We start from the raw sequence: 14,134 nt of genomic DNA on the forward strand, positions 1-14,134 counted from the left end.
TCTGGCCACCGCGGATAGTGGTGGGGCCCGAGGCTGCGCACGAGGCGATCTGCTCAGGGCCGGCGTGTCATAGCTGAGGACAACCGCAAGGGACGCGCATGGCCACTGGGAACGATACTCGCGCCGCCCGAGCCAGGCGAACCTCATTTTCGCATCGCCGACGGCGCAGCCTCCGGGCGAGGAACGTCACCCGGAATAGGACGCACCCCGGGTGCGTTGAACAGTGCTCAGGACCCTAGGCAGAAACCATCCCGGTCGTGGTTCAGGGCGAGCAAGCCGCGCAGGGTGCGGCCATCGTCGGCGAGCACCACCAGGCGCACCGTCTCGGTGGAGGCCATCAGGTCCAGGGCCTCCTGCATCGAGCGTTCCGGCGTGATCGTGGGCACGCTGCGGCGGGCGAAGCCGCGGATCGGTGCCTCGTCGGTAGCCGACTCCGGCAGGTCCTCCCGGTCGAGGAGACCGGCGAACGAGGCGCCGTCCACCAGCGGGACGGACAGCACCTTCGGGTTACTGAACAGGGTGCGGGCATCGCCGGCGGTCGCCGCCGCGGGCAGGGTCTTCGGTGTGCTGATCATCACATCCCGCACCGGCCGGGTCGCCGCCTGGTCCCGGCCCACGGACGGGTTCGCGCAGGCGGCGGAGTCCGCTTGCGGATCTGTGCTGGTCATCGTCGCTCCTTCGCCGGCGGACGTACTGGCTCCATTCTGCGCCGGTACGGACGGTGACGCCATGGCAGGCACTGTGCGGGTGGAACTGGACAGGTGGCGCGCCTGCCCCGTTCGCCGAGGCCCTCGACGTGGCCGAGCCCCCGCCTCGCGGACCCGACAACACGTTCGGAGGTAGGGGAGCCGGCGGGCGGCACGCGGCATCGGCCGAGAAGACCCTTCATCTCAGAGACGCGAGGCGATCAGGTCGTCCTGCCCTCGGCGATGGCCGCCAGTCGGTCCACAGATGCCTGGAGCTTGTCGGACGTCGTCGCCTTGGCTCGCGGAATCCTCTGTTCGTCCACCAACCTCGTCCAGTCGTAGGTGTGGATCACCCGCGTGGTCGATGCGTCGGTCGGCTCCAACTCCCATCGCCACAGGTGTCCTGGCGGTTCCTGACCGGGCGCAGCAGGTAGCCAGGCGATACGCCGTCCCTCGGTGAACTCGACCACCTGGTTCTCTCGGACGCTGCCCTTGGTCAACGTCATGGTGAAGACATCCCCGACGGCGCGGACCCGTTGCCCCGCCCGCGCCTGCGACAGGTTGTCGTTACCGTCCCAGCGCGGTTGTAGAGCCGGATCCGCAATGAGCTCGAAGATGACGGATGCTGGGGCGCTGACATCGCGAACGGCGCTGACAACGCGTTGAAGGTTGCTCTCCGGCGACATTGATCGTTCATACCATGACGACGGCGCAGGCGTCACCCGGGCCGCACGTTGCACTGGCCGCCCCGGTGCTGCCACCGTTCCTGCGCAGCCACCGCGGCTCAGAGCATCCGCACCCGGGCGCGGAACTGGGCGAGGAACTGTGCGTTCGCCTCGTCCCCGCCGGGAGCGTTGCCGCTGCGCCACATCGGGATCGGCGCCTCATCACCGGCGAGCAGCTCCACCACGGAGAGCATCAGCCAGTTCAGCGTGAACGCGTTCGCGAACGTGGACACCGCACCGGTAGCCTCATCGACTCCCGGCACCCGAACCACGGCATCGCCGACCGGCACCTTGGTGTCCAGGTGCACGTCCACCAGATCGTGCAGGTTCGCCCCGCTCGGGTGCCGAGCGGGATGGTCGGGCGCCGTCTGCTCGGCGTGCACCCGGGAGGAGACCCCCACGGTGCGGACCCCAGCCTCCCGGGCGGTCAGGGCAGCATCGATCAGGGCGGCGTTGATGCCGTAGGCGTTCGCGAGGATCAGCACATCGTGCTCGCCGAGCTGCCAGTCCTCGATCACCACCTTCCCGTACCCGGGGGTGCGCTCCATCGCCATCGAACGTAAGGCGCCGCCGGAGAGCAGGGTGCCCTCGTCCAGGATCGCGCTGATGTGCATCAGACCACCGGCCCGGAAGAACACCTCCTGCGCAGCCAGGTTGGAGTGCCCACCGGGGCCGTACACGTGCACCAGCCGGTCGGCGCGGATCTGCGCGGCGAGCAGCTGCGCCGCCGCAGCCACACTCGCCGTCTCCTCGGCCAGGATCTGCTGCATCAGCGCGGTGACCTCGCTCAGGTACCGCTTCCCGCCGGACTCAGACATCGGCGCCCGCCTCCTCGTCGACATACAGGTGGGCATCGGGGTGAAGCTTCAGCGCGGTCCCCGGCACGAGCGGGTCGGGCTCGCCGTGCACAGTGGCGGTGACCGCGCGGCGCTTGGCCCGCCCGGGGACGGAGGCAATGAGGGTCCGTGCGGCCAGCAGCCGGGGGATGGTGACGGTGACCGCATGTGTGGGGACGGCGGCCAGGTCGGGGAAGTGGCCCTCGTCCACCTGCTGCTGCCGGGACACCTGGTCCAGGGCCACGACGGCTGCCGCGCGCGGGTGGTCGAAGTCGGCCGGGGGATCGTTGAACGCCAGATGGGCGTTCTGGCCGAGTCCGAGCAGCACCAGGTCGAAGTCGGCGGTGCCCATCGCCTGTTCGTAGGCTGCTGCCGCGGCGGCCGGCTCCATCGAGGTGTCCATCCGGTGCAGGCGCAGCCTGCCGCCGGTCGGGCGCACCACCCGATCGGCCAGCCAGTTCGCGAACCCCTGGGGCGCGCCAGGGTCCAGGCCGAGGTAGTCGTCCATGTGGAAGGCGTGCACCCGGCTGAAGTCGATCCGCGAGTTGGCCACCAGCGTGGCGAGCGTCGCCTCCTGGCTCGGCGCCGCCCCGAGCATCACCCGCACCGAGTCCTGCTGCGCGAGCAGTTCCGCGAGCAGGTCGGCGGCGTGCCGGCCCGCCGCCTGCCCGAGCTCGGCGGCACCGCGATGGCGGTGCAGGGTCAACGGGTGCAATGCTGCGGTCATCCGTTCTCCTCCTCCTGCAGACCAGGCAGGGCCGCGGCCACGGCCTCGAGAGTCTCGGCCAGCAGGTCGTCGGTGTGTTCGGTGGACAGGAACCAGAGCCCGCGGGGCACGATCGACACCCCCCGGTCGAACAACCGCTGGTGCAAGCGCGCCATCCCGGCGCGGTCGGTCGCCACGAAGTCCCGGTAGTTGCGCACCGTGTCGGCCTCGGTGAGATAGGTCTGGAACACCGCCCCGGTGCCCTCCACCAGCAACGGCACTCCGGCGGCCTGGCCGGCCGCACGCAGCTCGGCCATCAGCTGCTCGCCACGGTGAATCATCGGCGGATAGATCGACTCGCGCTGCTCGTGCAGCGTCCGCAGCACCGCCACCGCAGCGGCCATGGCCACCGGGTGGGAGTTGAACGTCCCGGCGTGTGCCACGGTGCCGTCGGTGATCGAGTTCATCACCTCCCGCGAGCCGGCCAACGCCGAGACCTGCATACCGCCGGCCATCGCCTTGCCGAAAGCAGCCAGGTCCGGCGTGACACCGAGGAGCTCCTGCGCGCCGCCGGGGGCCACCCGGAACCCGCTGATGATCTCGTCGAAGATCAGCACGCTGCCGTGGGCGGTGGTCAGCTCCCGCAGCCCTTCCAGGAAGCCGGGGACCGGCATGATCGCACCGGTGTTGCACAGGAACGGCTCCACGATCACTGCGGCGATCTCGCTGCCGTGCGCAGCGAACGCGGAGCGGACCGCGTCCAGGTCGTTGTGCGGGAGCAGAATCAGCTCGTCACTTCCGTGCGGGGTCTGCCCGGCACTGCCCGGCACGGCGCGCAGTGCCTGCGGGCTGCCGGCCGCTTCCGGATCGGGGTGCACGCTGTACAGCACCGGATCGAGCCAGCCGTGGTAGTTGCCCTCGAACTTGATCACCTTCGCCCGGCCGGTGTGCCCGCGGGCCAGGCGCAGCGCCGCGTGCACCGCCTCGGAGCCGACGCTGTTGAACCGCACCAGCTCGGCGCACGGCACCATCTCGCAGATCAGCTCGGCCGCCTCTGCTTCCAGCTCGTGCTGCGCGGCGTAGGTGATCCCGCGGGTGACCTGCATGGTGACCGCCTCCTGCACCTCGGGGGCGGCGTGCCCGAGCAGGTTCGGGCCCTGGCCGAGCACGTAGTCGATGTACCGGTTGCCGTCGACGTCCCACAGCTCGGCGCCGTGGGCGTGGTCGACGAACAGCGGGACGCCGGGCATCCGGCGGGCGTCGCTGGAGACACCGCCGGCGATCGTGCGCTGCGCGCGCGCAAAGAGCGCCTCGGAACGGGCAGTGGAGCGGGTCATAGCGAGTGTTCCTCCGATGCGTCGGGTGCGGTGAGCGTGCGGCTGAGCAGCCGGAACCGTTGCCGGGGGCGGCCGCCGGTGGGGGAGACCTGCGGCGGAAGCGGCCATGCGTACCCGGCTTCCACCAACTGTTTGATCGTGCGCAGTCCGCTGCGCGCGGTCACGCCGAGCGCGCGAGCGACCTCCTCGGCCCCCACCTCCAGGTAGGGCTGATCGGCCGGGTGCGGATCGCCGTCGCGCACACCCTGGGCCACCCGTGCGGCCAGGGCGCCGGACTTCTCCTCGGCGGGAGCACGCACGGCCACCGGCGGCGCGTTGTCCAGGCCGAGACCGGTGCGCTCCCCGTCGGCGTCGATCAGCAGCACCTCGGTGCCCTCGGCCCGAGCGGAGGCTTCCAGCGCGGTGAAGGCGTTCGCCTCGGCGGCATGGGCCGTGCGTCCGGTGCCCAGCCCGATCGCGAGCGGGATCCCGACCCGGGTGCGCACCGTCTGCAGGAACGGGGCCCAGATCAGCTGCCCGGTGAGCCGGCCCACCCCGCCGGCGGTGGTGGTCACCACGAACTCGGTGTCCGAGCGCCGCGCCACCGTCCCACCCACAGTGCGCGCTTCGTCGATGAGGATCCGGTGCACGTCCAGGCTGCCCTGCTGCTGCCAGTAGGTGGAGACCGCTGGGGCGCCATCGGCCGACGGGCTGATCAGCTGCACCACGATGAACGCGATCTGCTGCTCCTCCAGCCGGGTGCCCCGGGCCTGGGAGATCGCCGAGTCCACCGCCCCGCGCACTGTGGCCAGCGTCGGCGTGATCCGCACCACCGGAAGGCCGGCCGCGGCGAGGGCCTCCTCCACCTCGATGATCGTGGTGAGCGCGCAGCTGGTCTGCCCGGAGGCCTGCGCCTGGGCGTGGAAGTCGAAGTAGTCCTGGACGTCCTCGGGCCGCCGGTACGGGGCGACCGGGACGTCCACGTCCGGCAGGGCGAGCTCGCGGAAAGCTTCGGTGACGGCGTCGGCGGGCAGGGAGTCGATGCTCACCCGGCGCACGTCCACCCCCTCGTGCACGGTGGCGCGCAGCAGGGTGGCGTACAGCGCGGCACCGGTCAGCCGCACGAAGGAGGAAGGCACGGACCGGTAGCCGGCCGCACCGGCCAGATCGAAGTGCATCGGGCCGGGGAACACGGCGGCATCGATCCGGTCGGCCTGGCGTTCGAACTTCTCCCGCGCCTCGGCCATCGTGGTGTGCACCCCGGTGACGAACCGCACGCCCAGCTCCGGGTCCTGCTCGCGCAGCTGGTCGGCAGCCTCGAGCATCGTGGCCACCAGCGGTCGGCGGCCGAACAGGCCGATGGTCAGGTCGCGGCCGGGCTCGGGGCCGGTGGGTGAGGTGATCATCGCGAGGTCTCTCTCCGGGCACGCCCCTCGGCGGTGCGCCAGTCGAACAGCAGGGCAGCGTTGCCGGCCAGGACCGCGTCCAGGTCCGCCGGTGCCAGAGCAGAGTAGGCGATTCGGCCCAGCGAGACGCGCTGGTCGATGAACGGGAAGTCTGAACCGAACACCACTCGGTGCGCGCCGACCTGGTGCACGAAGGACTCGATCACTCGGGCGTTCATGTACGAGCCACAGATCTCCAGGACGGCGCCCGGTACCTCCCGGGTCACCGCCACCGACTCCTCGTACCCGGCCGGCAGTGCGCCGCTGTGCCCGATCAGCACGGTGATGTCCCCGTGCCGCTGCGCTACCTCGGTCAGCAGCGCCGGAGTGTCGAACGGGGAACCGAACCAGGTGTGGGTGAGCACCGGGCACCCGGTGCGCGCGGAGTACTCCCACACCGGGTCGTACCGTTGCCCGGTGAGCGGGTACTCGTGCAGGTCCGGATGCAGCTTGATGCCCACGAAGCGCGGATCATCGATGATCCGGTCCAGCTCGGTCTGCGGGTCCTGCCACGGGTTGACCACGCCGTAGCCGAGCAGCTGGTCCGGGAAGTCGGCGACCGCTCGGGCGGTCTCGTCGTTTCCGCGCCGGGAGTCCTCCTGGATGGCGCGGTTGGTGGAGAGCACTGCCTGGTCCACCCCGGTGCGGGCCATCACCGCGACCATGCTCGCCGGGTCGGACTCGGGGATGTGGAACAGGCTGTACGGGCCGGCGTGTGCGTGCGCATCGATCACCGGGCGGTGCACCGGGCGGCGGTGGTCGGCTGCAGCGCGGAGCTCGGAGCCGGTGGTGGCCGGGCGGGCGGCGGCGGTGATCCGCGAGGCGGTGGCGGCTGCGGAACGATCGGTGGCCGGTTCGCCGAACAGACGTCGGGCATTGCCGCCGGCCACCAGGTCCACGTCGGCGGCGCTGAGCCCGGACCAGGCCAGCTGCGCGATCGCCTCACCCGGATCCCGGCGCGGGGCGCCGGTGGCGAACAGCAGCCGCTGCGCGCCGAACTCGCTGACGAACCAGTCGAAGCCCTGGTGGGTGGAGAAGTTCACCGTGTCCAGGTGCAGGTTGGCATGCCGGTGCAGCAACGGCGCCAGACGGCGGAGCTCGCGGTAGCCGATCCAGCTCACCACGATCGGCAGGTCCGGGTGGCGGGCGGCCAGGGTGGCCAGCTCGTTCCACGCGATCTCCGGACGGTCGATCACGACCGGCAGGCCGGCCGTCTCGAGCAGCTCCCAGGCCGGATCGAGGGAGTCCAGCGCGAAGTCGTGGGTGCGGGGGTAGAGGGTGACCGCTGCGGCGCCGGCGTCCCGGGCGGCCTGCACCTGTGCGCGCATCCCCGGCAGCGTGGTGCCCACATCCGTAGTCAGCGTCCAGCACAACCGCCAGTCATGCCGGCCACGCCGGTCGGGCAGCTCTGCGGCGAGCTCGGCGTTGCCTCGTTCGCAGTCGTGCAACATCGAGGCCACAGCGCCGGCGAGGCCACCGGTGATGCCGAAACCGGCCAGATCCTCCAACGCGGCGGAGCTGACCGCACCGGGCAGCCGGCCGGCGAGCATATGCGCGTCCCAGAGCGCAGGAAGAGACGGTTCAGCCATGGTGACCCGTCACGGTCCAGGTGCCGGCGTACGGCAGCACGAGGGCGCCGGAGGCATCGCGGCCCGGTTCCAGCTCGATCCCGTCCAGGTGCAGGCCGGTGACCGAGGCGCCGAGGCTGATCGTGCACCGGGCCCCGCAGGTGACGGCGGCGGTGAACGCTGCGGCGTCGGACGTCCAGGTGAGGTCCACCTCGCTGGTGGCGCGAAGCGCCAGCTCCTGCCAGTCCAGATGCTGCACACCCCAGCCGAGCAGTGCCCGGCTCCCTGCAGCGTCGGTGGTGTGCTGGGCCACCCACTGCTCTGCCACGGTGACCTCCACCGATTCCCGCCGGAGCACGAGCAGCTCGCCGGACCGGACGAGCTCCGGTGCCTCGAGACCTGGTTCGCGCGGCAGCAGGACGGTGTCGAAGTTGCCGGTGGTGTTGGTCAGCACGACCGAGCTCAGCGGGGCGTAGTCGGCGTGGCCGTACTCGCCGGGCAGGCGGGCGTCACCGAGGTGTGCCCCGGTCTGGGTCGCCGGAGCGTCGGTGAGCAGGAGCAGGTCCGCAGTGCGCCAGTGCCCGCCGCCGGCGGCCCAGTCAGTGGGCGCGTGCCAGCGCAGGGTGAACGTCTCCTGCCCGGTGGGCGCGGTCTCGGCGCGGTCGCGCACGATCAGCATCGGGCCCAGGTGCGAGCTGGCGATCACGGTGCGCCTCTGCTCCAGGCCGTAACCGTGCTGGCTGCCGAGGAAGACGGCGAACCCTGCCCCCATCTGGTGCCGCCCGGTGGCCCGGCGTTCGGTGTCCAGCGGGTGGCCCTCCCGGCTGACCGCATTATGGCCGGCAGCGGCCTGGAACCAGGACTGGTAGTCGGGATCGTCGTAGTGCGGCGGGCCACCGGCCTCCCAGAGCAGCGGCGTTCCGGCGCGGTCGAGCACCAGGTCCAGCACGGCCCGGTGGGAGTGCGACTCCAGCTCGTGCTCCACGTGCGGTCCGTGGTTGATCACCGCACGCAGGCCCGGCTCGGTGTGCAGCAGCGTGTAGCCGGAGTAGGGCAGCGCGACGGCGTTCGTCGCCGTGCCGGGGATGGCCTCGCTGGGCGGATCGGTGCGGGCGTTCTGGGCCCAGCTGGCGGCCGAGGCCGGCAGGCAGGCGAGCTCGCGCTCGAAGAGTGCTGGGGGCAGGACGGCACGGGCGGTGCGCAGCAGGTCCGCGTCCTGCAGCAGCCAGGCACCGCGGAGCAGCACATCGCCGGGCCACTCCACTGGGGAGTCCTGGAATGCCGGCGCCCAACCGGCGCTGGTGACCAGGGTGGCGATCCACTGGTGCGCCTGGTGCAGGCGGGGGTGGGCGGCCAGCTCGCCCGTGCCGTACTGGCGGTCGGCGGCGGCAGCGAGCTGCAGGTTGCGCAGGCACATCAGGTGATAGCCGGGGGAGCGCTCGTAGTGTCCGCCGTCCGGGTAGAAGTCCAGCGCCAGGTGCTCGCGGATCAGCTGGAACCCTCGGCTGCGCCAACCGGGTGCCTCGGCAAGGTCGGGGAGCACGTGCCCGGTGTGCAGCAGCTGGGTGGCGGCCACCAGCTGCCAGTTGCCGTGCCGGAACGCGGTGTGCTCCTCGGCCATCCAGCGGGCGCCGCCGATCACCGTGGTGAGCGTGGTCAGCCAGCCGTCGTCGTCGAGCGCATCGGCGAACGCCGCCAGCGCCGGGAGCAGCACTGTCGACCGGCACCAGCAGCCGAGCGTGTACCAGATGACGTCCAGGCCCGCCCATTCGCCGGTCAGGCTGTCCCGGACCGACTCCCACCGCCGAATCAGCGTGGAGAAGGTCTGCGGGTAGCGCGGGTCGCCGGTGAGGGCGTAGGCGCGGGCCAGCGGGTCCAGCCAGCGCAGGTAGTGGAAGCCGTACCGGCGGGAGCGGCCGAGCTCGGCGCCGGTGACGTCGATGCCGTCGGCCACCAGCGCGTCAGCTGCGCGGATCGCCTCGGCGCCGGCGTCGGTGTCCCGGCTGCCGCGGGCCCAGTCGGCCAGGTTCCACACCGGCGGGTGCAAGGTGAGCTGGGCACGGAGGTCGGCGATCGTGTCCGGCTCCCGGGGCAGGCCGAGGCTGGTGGCCAGGTCCGCCAGCGAGATCGCGGTGATCCGGGCATCGATGTGCCGGGGGTTCTCCGGGCCCGTGGGCGGCGGCTGTTCGGTGGGACGCTGGCCCGCGACTGCCTTCTCGCCGGCGGGTGGCTGCTGGCTCATCGCGCGCTCGGCTCCGGCCGGGGCACCGCGCCGTCCGGCCGCGCCGGGACGTCCACGGGGCGACGCGTGCGAATCGACTCGTGCGCTGCCTCCAGCACCGCGGTGACGTCCCGGGAGTCCTCCAGCGGGATCAGCGGCTCGGTGCCGGTGCGGGCACAGTCCACGAAGTGCCGGATCGCGTCCCGGTAGGCCCCAGCCGGCACTGTGTGGGTGACCCGCTGCAGCATGTTCCGTGGGTGGCTGTAGCCGGAATCGGTGGCGAGGGTGATGTTCTCCTTCTGCCGGTCCAGCTGCACCACCCCGCCGTCGCAGGCGAGCGTGACGTAGGAGTCGACCATGGTGGGGAAGGTGTTCGGGTAGATCCAGGCGGACTCGAAGGTCGCGACTGCACCCCGGGAGTACTGCGCCTGGATCTGCACCGCGTCCGGGGTGTCGATACCCAGAGAGCGCAGCTTGCCGTACCGGGCGGTGGCGTAGACGGAGGTGACGCGATCGCCGATGAACCAGCTCATCAGGTCGATGTCGTGGCTGGAGAGGAACCAGGCGCAGGTGGTCTGATCCGCCCAGGAGAGCATCTCGGTGGGGACGAACAGGGTGTCGTCCTTGCGGGCGTAGCCCACTGCGGCCTCGCCCAGATCGTCGAGCAGCTCGCGGGCCTGGGCGTAGGCCGGCACCCAGCGGTGGTTGTACAGGCACATCGCCACCACACCGGCCTTGCGCACTGCCGCCACCGCCCGGTCCGCCTCCGCCACCGAGGTGGTGAACGGCTTCTCGCAGAGCACGTGCTTGCCGTTCTCGGCAGCGGCGATCACCGCCTCGGCATGCAGATGGTCGGGGGTGGTGACGACCACGGCATCCACCTGCGGATCCGCGACCAAGGAGGCCGCGTCGTCGTGCACAGTAGGCGGAACCGCCTGATCGATCTGGCCGGCCAGCGCCTCGGCGCTGGACCTGCTGCCGCTGGCCACGGCCGTGATCTGCACGTCCCGTTCACCGGAGAGGGCCCTGGCGTTGCCCTGACCCATCACACCGGCACCGATCAGTCCGATGCGAAGCCCGTCCATGCTGCTCATACCTCCTCGATCTACTGCTGGTTGCTGGTCAGCTCGGTGTTCCACTGCTCCTCAGCGGCGGTGAGCGCCTCCTCGGCGCTCTTGCCGCCGTTCATGAACGCGCGGATCTCCTCGTCGAAGATCTCCCGGAGCACCACGTCGTTGTGCGACTGCAGGCCTCCGTCCTCAAGTGCGGGGAAGGTCTCCACCAGGATCGCCCGGCCCTGACCGGCGGGGGTGCTGGTGTCGATATCGGTGAAGTACGGGTCCTCCAGGGAGGCCGGCGTGGAGGGGAAGATCGGCACCAGCTTGCAGAACTCCAGCAGATTCTCGGCGTTCGTGACGAACTTCAGCCAGGCGGCTGCTGCGGCCTTGTTCTCGGAGTCCTGCGGGATGCCGAAGATCTGCTGGGACTGCAGGTACTGGATCCCCGGAGGGCCGGTGACGGCCGGGGCCACGGCCAGGTCCTCGTACACGTCCGGGGCGTTGTTCTCCACGTTCAGCAGCTGGCTGGAGACCCGGGAGGGGTTGAAGGCGATCTGCTCGTTCACCAGGGACTGCTCGTAGTTGCGCGGGTCCTTGCCGAGCACACCGGGAGCGATCGCCCCGGAGTCGAAGGAGACCTTGAACTTCTCCAGCACCTCCACGCACTCCGGGGTGTTGAAGGCCGCGGCGGTCCGGTCCTCGTTCAGCAGGGTGATCCCCTCGGACTGGATCGTGTCCGAGTAGGCCATCAGGTTGCCGCCGTATTCGCCGGTCTCGTCCCGGTACTGCTCGGCGAGCTCGAGCGCCTCGTCCCACGTGGTGGGCGGGTTCTCCGGATCGAAGCCGACCGGCTCGAGTGCGGACTTGCGGTACATGCCCAGCTCGGCGCCGCCGTTGTACCAGGGGATGCCCGCCAGCGTGCCGTCCGGGGTAGTCAGCGGCTGCACCAGCGACTCCTGGTAGGCGCCGAGGTCCTCCTCGCTGAAAAACTCGTTCAGGTCCGACATCGCACCGGCGTACCGGCCCACGGTGTCGCTGGTGTAGTTCACCGCGTCCGGGACCTCACCGCTGGCCAGTGCCGCGAGCAGCTTGGTGTTGATGTCCTGGCCGGGCACGTCCACCCAGTTGATCGTGACGTCGGGGTGCTCGGTGGTGTAAGCGTCGATCAGGCCCTGGATGTAGTCCGCGTAGTTGGCCTGCAGGTTGATCGTCCACCACTCCACCGTGCCGGCGAACTCCTCGCCGGCCTCCCCGCCACCGCCGCCGGTGTCGGGATCCTCCTCGCCGCTGATGCAGGCCGTGGTGGTCAGGGTGGCGGCGGCTGCGGTGCCGCCGAGGAAGGTGCGGCGAGTCAGGCGCGCTCGCCTCGATGCGGATGTGCTCATGATTCCTCGCTCGAAGGTGTCGGTGATGGTGGTGCGGTCGTCGACGACCGGACGGTGTACCCGAGGTGGGATGTCAAAAACATGCGTTAGCGACAGAGTGAAGCATGGAGTGGCGGAGGCGTCAACCATGACGCCCGGCGCGGTTTCTTGCGCGTTGAGTGCGTTGTGCTGAGGTATTGACAAGCCATAGCGAGCCTGTCCAGACTGTGCGACACGATCTGAAACCCAGGTTATGGAAGCAAGCGCAGCGGCTTGGCGGCAAGCGGCACAGCGAATCTCGTCTGCTGCCGCGGACACCGGAGAGGGAGGTGCCGATGACGGACCATCTGGGCCCGGTGCTGGGCGGGAAGCCTGCACCGCCGTCGGCCGAGACGGCTGCGGACCGGCGAAAACGGCGCCGTGCTCGCCGCCGTCCGGGTGCTCCGCGCGGCAGTCGCGTGACCCAGGGGCGCTGGTACACGCCTTATCTGTTCATGCTTCCGGGCCTGGTGCTGTTCGCGATCATTTTCGCCTGGCCGGTGGTGCTGGCGCTGCAGATGTCGGTGTCCAGCTACGACATCATCTCCCCGCCGACGTTCGTCGGGCTGGAGAACTTCGAGCGGCTGCTGGTGGATCCGCGGTTCCACCACGCGTTGACGAACTCGCTGCTCTTCCTGGTGCTCTACACCCCGCTGGCAGTGGTGGTGCCGCTGTTCCTGGCGCTGTTGGTGAACCTCAAGGTGCCCGGTATCCAGTCGTTCCGGGTGGCCTACTTCCTCCCGGTGGTGACCTCGATGGTGGCCGTCGCGGTCGCCTGGCGGTTCCTGCTCAACCAGGCGGGAGTGGTGAACTGGCTGCTCTCCCTGGTGGGCCTGGGACCGGTGGACTTCCTCCTCGACACCAGCTGGGCGCTGCCCACGGTGGTGGCGATCGAGGGCTGGAAGAACATGGGCTTCTACATGATGATCTACCTCGCCGCACTGCAGGGGATCCCGCGGGAGCACCTGGAATCGGCCACCCTCGACGGCGCGAGTGGGCTGCAGCGGTTGCGGCACATCATCGTGCCGGCGCTGATGCCGTTCTTCGCGGTGACCTTGACGCTGGGGATGCTCGAAGCGATGAAGAACTTCGAGACCGTCTACATCATGACCCGCGGCGGTCCGCAGGACGCCACGCTGACGCTCGGCTACTACATCTGGCACCTCGCGTTCGAACGCAGCCAGATGGGCTATGCGAACACGGTCGGGATCTTCATGTGGGTGCTGATGATCGGGTTCGCGCTGCTGAACCTGACGGTGACCCGGAGGAAAGACTGATGAGCGCAGACACCGTCCGCCGGCAGCGGCCCGCGTCGTTCTGGGTCCGGCGTTGCCTGCTCTACTTGTTGCTGGCAGTGGTGGCGTTGGGTTTCGTGGGCCCGTTCGTGCTGCTGCTGTCCACGGCGATGAAGCCGGAGACCCAGTCGGTCTACGGCTTCCCACCCTCGATCGTTCCGCTGCCGCCGGTCTTCGACTGGTTCGTGGATGCGTGGACGCTGATCCCGTTCGCGCGGATGCTGCTCAACTCGGTGCTCTACGTGGTGATCACCATCCCGCTGTACCTGTTGGTCTCGGCGATGACCGCCTGGCCGCTGGCGCGGATGCGGTTCCGGGGCCGCGGGGTGTTCTTCATCCTGTTCCTGTCCCTGATGTTCATGCCGGCCGAGATCATGCTCGTGCCCCGGTTCCTGGTGATGAGCCAGCTGGACCTGACCGACTCCTACACCGCCGTCATCCTGGTGGCACTGCTCAGCTCGCTGGGCGTGTTCCTGCTCCGCCAGACCTTCGCCGAGATGCCGGGGGAGATCATCGAGGCCGCCCGGATCGACGGCGCGAACGAGTGGGGGATCTTCTGGCGGATCGCCCTGCCGATCACCAAGCCGACGATGGCGGTGCTGGCGATCCTTGGGTTCATCTCGGTGTGGAACAGCTTCATCTGGCCGCTGGTGGTACTCACCACCCAGGACAAGTTCCCGATCGCCCTCGGGATCGCCTATCTCACCGGCGTGACCGGTACCGATATGCGCGGTCTGGCGGCCGGCACGGTGATGTCCCTGGTGCCGGTGATCGCCATCTTCATTGTGCTGCAGCGGAGGATCCTGAGTTCGATGGGCGGGGCGGTGAAGGGATGAGGCGATCGCCTCGGCCCGGGTGGCCGGTACGGATGACCG

General features: G+C 70.1%; 12 protein-coding genes. 2 read left to right on the forward strand and 10 right to left on the reverse strand.

Annotated elements, in window-relative coordinates; translation table 11 throughout:
- Positions 1-227: 227 nt before the first annotated feature.
- From FU260_RS10815 to FU260_RS10860, 10 genes are all read right to left on the reverse strand, one after another.
- Complete coding sequence (locus FU260_RS10815) at positions 228-668, reverse strand: CBS domain-containing protein (RefSeq protein WP_168211735.1); 441 nt, start codon at positions 666-668, stop codon at positions 228-230.
- 239 nt (positions 669-907) lie between these two features.
- Positions 908-1,372 (reverse strand): SRPBCC family protein, encoded by a 465-nt coding sequence (locus tag FU260_RS10820; RefSeq protein WP_147919433.1) that lies wholly within the window; start codon positions 1,370-1,372, stop codon positions 908-910.
- Between the two features lie 98 nt (positions 1,373-1,470).
- Complete coding sequence (locus FU260_RS10825; protein WP_147917071.1) at positions 1,471-2,229, reverse strand: sugar isomerase domain-containing protein; 759 nt, start codon at positions 2,227-2,229, stop codon at positions 1,471-1,473.
- Positions 2,222-2,974 carry a 6-phosphogluconolactonase gene (locus FU260_RS10830; RefSeq protein ID WP_147917072.1) on the reverse strand — a complete coding sequence of 251 codons (753 nt, stop codon included), beginning with the start codon at positions 2,972-2,974 and terminating at the stop codon, positions 2,222-2,224. The genes FU260_RS10825 and FU260_RS10830 overlap by 8 nt, the downstream gene beginning before the upstream one ends.
- Positions 2,971-4,290, reverse strand: coding sequence for an aspartate aminotransferase family protein (locus FU260_RS10835; protein ID WP_168211736.1), 1,320 nt, complete (start codon positions 4,288-4,290; stop codon positions 2,971-2,973). Before FU260_RS10835 ends, FU260_RS10830 begins: the two co-directional genes overlap by 4 nt.
- A complete protein-coding gene (locus FU260_RS10840) occupies positions 4,287-5,675 on the reverse strand; it encodes a hypothetical protein (protein ID WP_147917074.1) in 1,389 nt (462 codons plus the stop codon). The genes FU260_RS10835 and FU260_RS10840 overlap by 4 nt, the downstream gene beginning before the upstream one ends.
- A complete protein-coding gene (locus FU260_RS10845; RefSeq protein WP_210418246.1) occupies positions 5,672-7,303 on the reverse strand; it encodes an amidohydrolase family protein in 1,632 nt (543 codons plus the stop codon). The genes FU260_RS10840 and FU260_RS10845 overlap by 4 nt, the downstream gene beginning before the upstream one ends.
- Positions 7,296-9,524: a heparinase II/III family protein gene (locus FU260_RS10850; RefSeq protein ID WP_147917075.1), complete on the reverse strand. Its 2,229-nt coding sequence runs from the start codon at positions 9,522-9,524 to the stop codon at positions 7,296-7,298. The genes FU260_RS10845 and FU260_RS10850 overlap by 8 nt, the downstream gene beginning before the upstream one ends.
- Positions 9,521-10,597 (reverse strand): Gfo/Idh/MocA family protein, encoded by a 1,077-nt coding sequence (locus FU260_RS10855; protein WP_147917076.1) that lies wholly within the window; start codon positions 10,595-10,597, stop codon positions 9,521-9,523. The genes FU260_RS10850 and FU260_RS10855 overlap by 4 nt, the downstream gene beginning before the upstream one ends.
- An 11-nt stretch (positions 10,598-10,608) precedes the next feature.
- The gene (locus tag FU260_RS10860) at positions 10,609-11,946 is read right to left on the reverse strand and encodes an ABC transporter substrate-binding protein (RefSeq protein ID WP_168211737.1); all 1,338 of its coding nucleotides are present in this window, start codon (positions 11,944-11,946) and stop codon (positions 10,609-10,611) included.
- Between the two features lie 314 nt (positions 11,947-12,260).
- Between FU260_RS10860 and FU260_RS10865 the strand changes: the two genes are divergently transcribed.
- Entirely contained in the window at positions 12,261-13,241 is a 981-nt protein-coding gene (locus tag FU260_RS10865; protein WP_147917078.1) for a carbohydrate ABC transporter permease, read from the forward strand.
- The gene (locus FU260_RS10870) at positions 13,241-14,095 is read left to right on the forward strand and encodes a carbohydrate ABC transporter permease (RefSeq protein ID WP_147917079.1); all 855 of its coding nucleotides are present in this window, start codon (positions 13,241-13,243) and stop codon (positions 14,093-14,095) included. Before FU260_RS10865 ends, FU260_RS10870 begins: the two co-directional genes overlap by 1 nt.
- The last annotated feature ends 39 nt before the right edge of the window (positions 14,096-14,134 follow it).

This window comes from Ruania zhangjianzhongii (genome assembly GCF_008000995.1).
Taxonomy (GTDB): Bacteria; Actinomycetota; Actinomycetes; order Actinomycetales; family Beutenbergiaceae; genus Ruania; species Ruania zhangjianzhongii.

What these genes read in the sequence shown, in the direction of transcription:
- FU260_RS10815 (WP_168211735.1), bottom strand. Translation starts at nt 668, where the DNA reads ATGACCAGCACAGATCCGCAAGCGGACTCCGCCGCCTGCGCGAACCCG.
- FU260_RS10820 (WP_147919433.1), bottom strand. Translation starts at nt 1,372, where the DNA reads ATGTCGCCGGAGAGCAACCTTCAACGCGTTGTCAGCGCCGTTCGCGAT.
- FU260_RS10825 (WP_147917071.1), bottom strand. Translation starts at nt 2,229, where the DNA reads ATGTCTGAGTCCGGCGGGAAGCGGTACCTGAGCGAGGTCACCGCGCTG.
- FU260_RS10830 (WP_147917072.1), bottom strand. Translation starts at nt 2,974, where the DNA reads ATGACCGCAGCATTGCACCCGTTGACCCTGCACCGCCATCGCGGTGCC.
- FU260_RS10835 (WP_168211736.1), bottom strand. Translation starts at nt 4,290, where the DNA reads ATGACCCGCTCCACTGCCCGTTCCGAGGCGCTCTTTGCGCGCGCGCAG.
- FU260_RS10840 (WP_147917074.1), bottom strand. Translation starts at nt 5,675, where the DNA reads ATGATCACCTCACCCACCGGCCCCGAGCCCGGCCGCGACCTGACCATC.
- FU260_RS10845 (WP_210418246.1), bottom strand. Translation starts at nt 7,303, where the DNA reads ATGGCTGAACCGTCTCTTCCTGCGCTCTGGGACGCGCATATGCTCGCC.
- FU260_RS10850 (WP_147917075.1), bottom strand. Translation starts at nt 9,524, where the DNA reads ATGAGCCAGCAGCCACCCGCCGGCGAGAAGGCAGTCGCGGGCCAGCGT.
- FU260_RS10855 (WP_147917076.1), bottom strand. Translation starts at nt 10,597, where the DNA reads ATGAGCAGCATGGACGGGCTTCGCATCGGACTGATCGGTGCCGGTGTG.
- FU260_RS10860 (WP_168211737.1), bottom strand. Translation starts at nt 11,946, where the DNA reads ATGAGCACATCCGCATCGAGGCGAGCGCGCCTGACTCGCCGCACCTTC.
- FU260_RS10865 (WP_147917078.1), top strand. Translation starts at nt 12,261, where the DNA reads ATGACGGACCATCTGGGCCCGGTGCTGGGCGGGAAGCCTGCACCGCCG.
- FU260_RS10870 (WP_147917079.1), top strand. Translation starts at nt 13,241, where the DNA reads ATGAGCGCAGACACCGTCCGCCGGCAGCGGCCCGCGTCGTTCTGGGTC.